Source organism: Desulfopila sp. IMCC35006 (assembly GCF_005116645.1).
In the GTDB taxonomy this organism is placed as follows: domain Bacteria; phylum Desulfobacterota; class Desulfobulbia; order Desulfobulbales; family Desulfocapsaceae; genus Desulforhopalus_A.
This window is the reverse complement of record NZ_SWCM01000031.1, coordinates 1-5,396: the sequence shown is the minus strand read 5'-3', so window position 1 is coordinate 5,396 and position 5,396 is coordinate 1. Positions and strand designations below refer to the sequence as shown.

Genomic DNA, 5,396 nt, shown 5'->3' with positions numbered 1-5,396 from the left:
GGTGGAAATCTAAGCTCCAAACTCATTCCGCCGTCTCAGACATGCTTTTGAGGCGGTGGAAAACAACGATCGAAAATCAACATTTTCAAAACGCCACTTTTATGCATTATCACGCCGCCGCTAACATTTACCGCTAAAGCTAACAAAACTACAGAACAAGCAACTATTTTTATTTGTTTTTTATTATCTACAATATGTTTCATGGGAACTTTTATGAAATATTACTCAGTTCGATTGTTTTAAACTTAACGCCGCGGTTCACTGGGCGGCCCGTCTTTTGGCCGATCCAGTGCAACCGCTTGTTAGCCCCCAAGTAGTCCTGTCAGATCAATAGGCAACTTGGCCTGAACAAATTCCTGAGCCAATTTAGCCCTCCATGCCCCAGCATCATCCATCCCGATATACAGAACGCCTTGATAATCTGATGGCAATTCCACGTCGCCTTTGTGTAGAGCACAAACGCGACCGCGCCCTAGCCGACCCATAAAATAGCCTAACTCCATGATCACATTCTGGCGCGCTCTTTTGTTTAGGTTTGCGGCCTCCTTGGCAGCAGCTCCAACGTCGTCTGGCGTGAGGAGAATTACAGCAAAAGCGATATCACCTGAGTAGGTTTCAAACTTTTCAATTATTGTACGGCCAGAACTGGCTTGTTCGTGGAGAATGATTGGCTGCAATCCGAGTCTTTCTAGAAATCGTGCTGTTCCCTGTTTTGCCTCATTATCATGACCGTGTACTACGAACACTTTCCTTGCTTCGGGGGAAGTAACCCAAGAGAGTCTATCCGAACTAATAGACGGACTACTGTTTGTAGGTGGAGGCTGTTTCTCCTCAATTCCTAATTTGGCTGCTAGCCCCTGCAAGTGCCCAACCCTCATAGCGTGCTTTTCCGAAGATGAAAGGGCGGTTAGCCCGGAAAACTGAGCTAATGCATCTGGCCCTAGCAAGGCCCCTATAAAAGCTGAGGCTTTAGCAAACCATTTATCGTAGAAATTGGAGTTGGTAATCTCAGCACCTTCATCGGCAAGCGCTTCAATCCTATCCACGGTATGTTTCTGCATTTCTCCTCCTTGCGGCTAACGTGAAGTTCAGCGAGAGCCGGTCTGTTTCGGGCTTCCGATGAAACTTTTTGTTGGGCTCAATTTTTTAGTATTTTTAAAAACACTTCCCCATGGTACATAATTTGATAAAATTGAACGAAAAACGTGAAAGGCCAGATTGTTCTTTGTTCATAAACACGATGAAAATCAGGTGTTATATCGCCAGTTATTGAAAGAAAACCTTTTGCTTCTAATTTTTTTACAGATGATTGTCGTTTTGATACTTCTTCAGAGTTTGAGCTTTCATCAAACTTAAATGCTTCATCAATTCTTGGATTTCTTTTCAAATTTTCTAATGTTTCTATATCGTAGGGAAGAATGGTTTCGCATTCATATATCAAGTTCTGTACAGTTTCTCTGTCAACTTGATTAGTGCAATAGCTAAGTATAAGCGATGAATATATTGGGATTTTTTCTTTACTTGGTTCCTTTATAGCGTACTCTAGCCCTAAACTAAAGATTTCTGAGCATTCTGCTTCAGACTTATTTATAGATTTATCAAGATTTTCGATCTTCGTAGAAAGGTCTTGTATTAGTCGTAATATTTTTTCTTCTTTTTGCTTGCTAGAATATTCGTTCCAGGCATTAACCAAACTGCTTGCAAATGGAAAAGATGAACCAACAGATCTTATCGCTGAAAGGATGATATCTGCCTGCTTGTTTTCAATTTCCATTTTCGTCCTATGCCCAACGGTGAGCACATCGGACCGGCGCTGTTTGCCGGGTCCGGTGATGCGACTGGTTATAACTTATTTATCTTTTTATGTATGATAGCAATTTGTAATATTTAGAATCATTTCCATCATCAATTTCAAGAGTGGTTTTTCTTCTTCCGGCAGTTCCTGTGTAAACCTGCCAAAAATGTTGTACTCTATTTAAGGACATTTCATGCTTCAAGAATTCACGAGTGTCTTTTGTTTCAGAAAGTGAAATTGAGTGTACATCTTTAATGTCTAACCAATTATCATTGTCTGTATCTAGAATAAATGAACCTGAAAAACATCTTTGCCATTCAGCACCTGAGCCAGGCGAAACTACTTTTACGACACCCCTTTTTATTGTAGCTTGGTCAATTTTTTGGGTTTCCTTTATTGCTAAAAATGATATTGGAAATTCATTAATCATGGATAAGAATAAAATTGTCTTTACACGTTCCCCAAACAGCACGTTACGTGCAAGGTCATTCTTAGATGATTCGAACATGTTATTTCCTCAGTTATAACGCCCAGGCTCACAGGCAACAAACTTGCAGCGCAGCGAAGAGTTTGGCGTCCTTGTGTAGCCCATTGTTAGCTTTTTATGATTTTGGCCATAACCGTCAAAGGATTCACACTTTGCGTTTTTTTGCGGTGACCTTGCTTCTGTCATCTATGCTCTTTCGCCAATCGTCAAGAGCGACAATATCGGCAAGTAGCTCGTCAGGTTCAGGAAAGGCAATACCACCTTGCAAAGCTTTATCGTGCGCGTAATTCGAACACTTTGTCATGCCAGAATATACCTGCGCATAGTCAGCATCTTCGACAACAACTCCAGCAAGTCTCTGTGTTTCAATACCTTTCCGAAATCGAATGACCACTTCGCGCAAAAGAACTTCTTCGACAGCTCTTTCCCATGTCATACGGAGCCGGAAATATGCATCGACTACTTGTCGTTGATACTCCTGCTCTTCCCCATCTCTATGCAGTTTGGCAATAGTTTGTTGCTGTGCCTTTAAGGCTCCTATCCGCTTACTAGTACTTTTCCCCTCGAAAGGGAGATCCGGGTCTGCCACGCCGAACCCCTCAGAACGGCGTGTCAGGCTCTGCGTAGCAATTTGCGATCCCGCAAGCTTTGTTTCCTCTGCCAGTAGACAAAGGAAATAGATGTCGTGCGTGTACACGATTACTTGGCGTTTTGCGGCTTCTACTGCTAGTCTCTTTGCTACACGCTCCCTGCGACGATGATCTAGGGAGGAAACCGGATCATCAAACACAATTCCGCCATTTCCACCACTTAGCCCAACCTCTGCCAAGAAAGAGCCAATTGCGATAGCTCGCTGTTCACCCTCACTAAGGATTTCGCTCGGGCTACGACTCTGTGGAAGTTCTAGCTTGAGCTTATGCAAAGCCTTGCCTTTGTCCGAGCGACTTTGTAGCGAAACCTGGAGCGTACCTACTCCCAAATCCTTAAATTCACGATTGAGAGCATCAGCGAGTTCTTTGGATACGACCTTCTCAGCTAGTTCTGTTGCCTTCAGCGAAATAGCATTGGTCCTAACAGCGGAGAGGCACCGCTTAAGTTTGGCCTGATGACCGAGTCGAGCTACGGCCAAAGCTACCGCGTCCTTTACCTGACTGAAGCGAATTCTCGCATCGAGTTCGGCGAACTGCTTTTGAAGCGCAGCACGCTCCTTCTCATCTGAAGCTTTCTCAAGGGTTTCGGCTTCGGCATTCAGTTTGTCTGCTAGTGCCTGAAATCGCGTTGATGGGTTGGCGATCTCCTGATCGGTACCTTCCCACTGGTGAGATACAACTGCTGCTTTAACCGCTTCCTGGCGGGCAGTTAAAGCTCCTTCAAACGCTCTAACGTCCTTCGCAAGTTCTGGATCTAGGCTTTCTATCTCAGTATAGGTTACATCGTCGATATTAAGGGCCAGAACGTGCTCGATGAACGGATTGTACTCAGCGTACAGAGCGAAGCGCCACGCCTGAGCAGTTTTTTCTGCCTCTCCTTGAATAAAAGACTCGAAGCGCAATAAGCGGTTGGCTCCTTCTGCAAGAGGTTGTTGGCATAGCGGGCAAGGTGAATTGGCATCAAGATTGGGGAAAGTTGCTTCCGGATGTGACTCTAACGCGAATCGACGAGCTGCTTCGAACAACTCACGCCATGCCTCTCCTCCGGTACCGGGCAGCAAGCTTTCACTCTCTTTGAACTGATTGGCTGCAAGCCCTGCTGCCGTTTGCGCTGTACGGTAACTATTAGCAAGGCCACGCAATTTAGCGACCACCGTCTTATCAATCAGTGCTCCCTTGTTAATTGCATTTGTTGCAATGGTGGTGACTCGCCGAGCACGTAGACGCAATTGAGCCGCTTTCTCCAAGGGATTATTTTCTTTCAGACTCTTATCCAGCGTCGCGTGCTGGTCCAAATCTACCTTAGACAGCGTCGCAAGCGTATCGATATCGGCCTGTTTAGTTCTTGCCGAAAGTCCTTCAATTAGCTTTCCGACGGGGGTGTCGCCGTGCAGTGGTACAAACGCTGAGAGGTCCGGTGCTGACTGTGCATGCTCGGATTCGATAGCGGTCTTTAGTTGTTTGCAGACCTTGGCAAGTCCTTCGAACACATCAAGCCCGTAGGGAACGTAGGAAAAGTCATCTTCTCTATCGAGATAAGCACGTGCACATCGGGAGTCAAAGATGGCGATAGAAGACAGTGCTGGGGGAGCTTCTTTTCCATCAGTCCAATTCACATCTTGGCCTACACCATCAACAGTGATTTCAAAGATAGCTTTAGCTGTTCCCGTTTTAGCTACGGGAAGATTAGCGTTCGGGTGGATTGCTTCCATCTGGTCACGGGCTCGGCAGGCCCGTTTCAATACGCGGGAGTATCCAGATTTCCCAGACCCATTGTCTCCGTATATTACGGTCATACCGCCAGAATTAAACGGAAGACGCTGATTCGGGGCAATTGCATTGACGTGCTGCATATTTTTGATAGCAAGTAGCTCAACATCAGTTGTCGTCCCCACAGGCGCAGGAATTTGATCTGCCGTTAGCGGCTTGGGCTTGCGATCGTTTGGATCAGCGATACCGTGGGCGGTTTTAAGAAGAGCAAACAGATCGTCCCGATCATCAGCTGTCAAAGTCTGCTTAGCCAACAGGCGCGCCACGGCATCACTTTGCCATGCAGGTAGACTCTGAGACCAACTAAGAATTTCTTGTAATAGCATCAAAACAGTTTCCTTATGCTTACCCGCCTTGGCAGACGCTTTTTTAAGCTAACGTAGCGTTCACAGGCCCGCGCTGTTTGCGGGTCCTGTGGAACAGTTGGTTGTGTAAAATTTATATTTATATTTTATAGTTAGAGATCATGTCTCTAATGGCTACACCATCTTTGAGAAATAAACGCATTCTGTTCTCTGGATTTCGAAGTTCTTGAATAACCCCAGACGTAAATCTCCCAGAAGTAACCAGTAATATCCGGTTAGAAAATTGCATGCAAATTTTTGATAAATATTAACATCTTGGGTCGTTTTTTCTTGACAAAGAGATAAAAATTTTCGGTCGCCCCCTTAAAAGAAAAATCTTTTAAGGGGGC

General features: G+C 45.1%; 4 protein-coding genes. All 4 read right to left on the bottom strand.

Features of this window, described 5'->3' with window-relative positions; all coding sequences use genetic code 11:
- Nucleotides 1-302 precede the first annotated feature (302 nt).
- A complete protein-coding gene (locus FCL47_RS23965; protein ID WP_136816258.1) occupies nucleotides 303-1,061 on the bottom strand; it encodes a TIR domain-containing protein in 759 nt (252 codons plus the stop codon).
- 77 nt (nucleotides 1,062-1,138) lie between these two features.
- Entirely contained in the window at nucleotides 1,139-1,774 is a 636-nt protein-coding gene (locus tag FCL47_RS23960; protein ID WP_136816257.1) for a hypothetical protein, read from the bottom strand.
- Nucleotides 1,775-1,853: 79 nt separating this feature from the next.
- Nucleotides 1,854-2,303 (bottom strand): hypothetical protein, encoded by a 450-nt coding sequence (locus FCL47_RS23955; protein WP_136816256.1) that lies wholly within the window; start codon nucleotides 2,301-2,303, stop codon nucleotides 1,854-1,856.
- A gap of 124 nt (nucleotides 2,304-2,427) precedes the next feature.
- Nucleotides 2,428-5,028, bottom strand: a complete 2,601-nt coding sequence (locus tag FCL47_RS23950) for an AAA family ATPase (RefSeq protein ID WP_205747430.1) — start codon at nucleotides 5,026-5,028, stop codon at nucleotides 2,428-2,430.
- Between the last annotated feature and the right edge of the window lie 368 nt (nucleotides 5,029-5,396).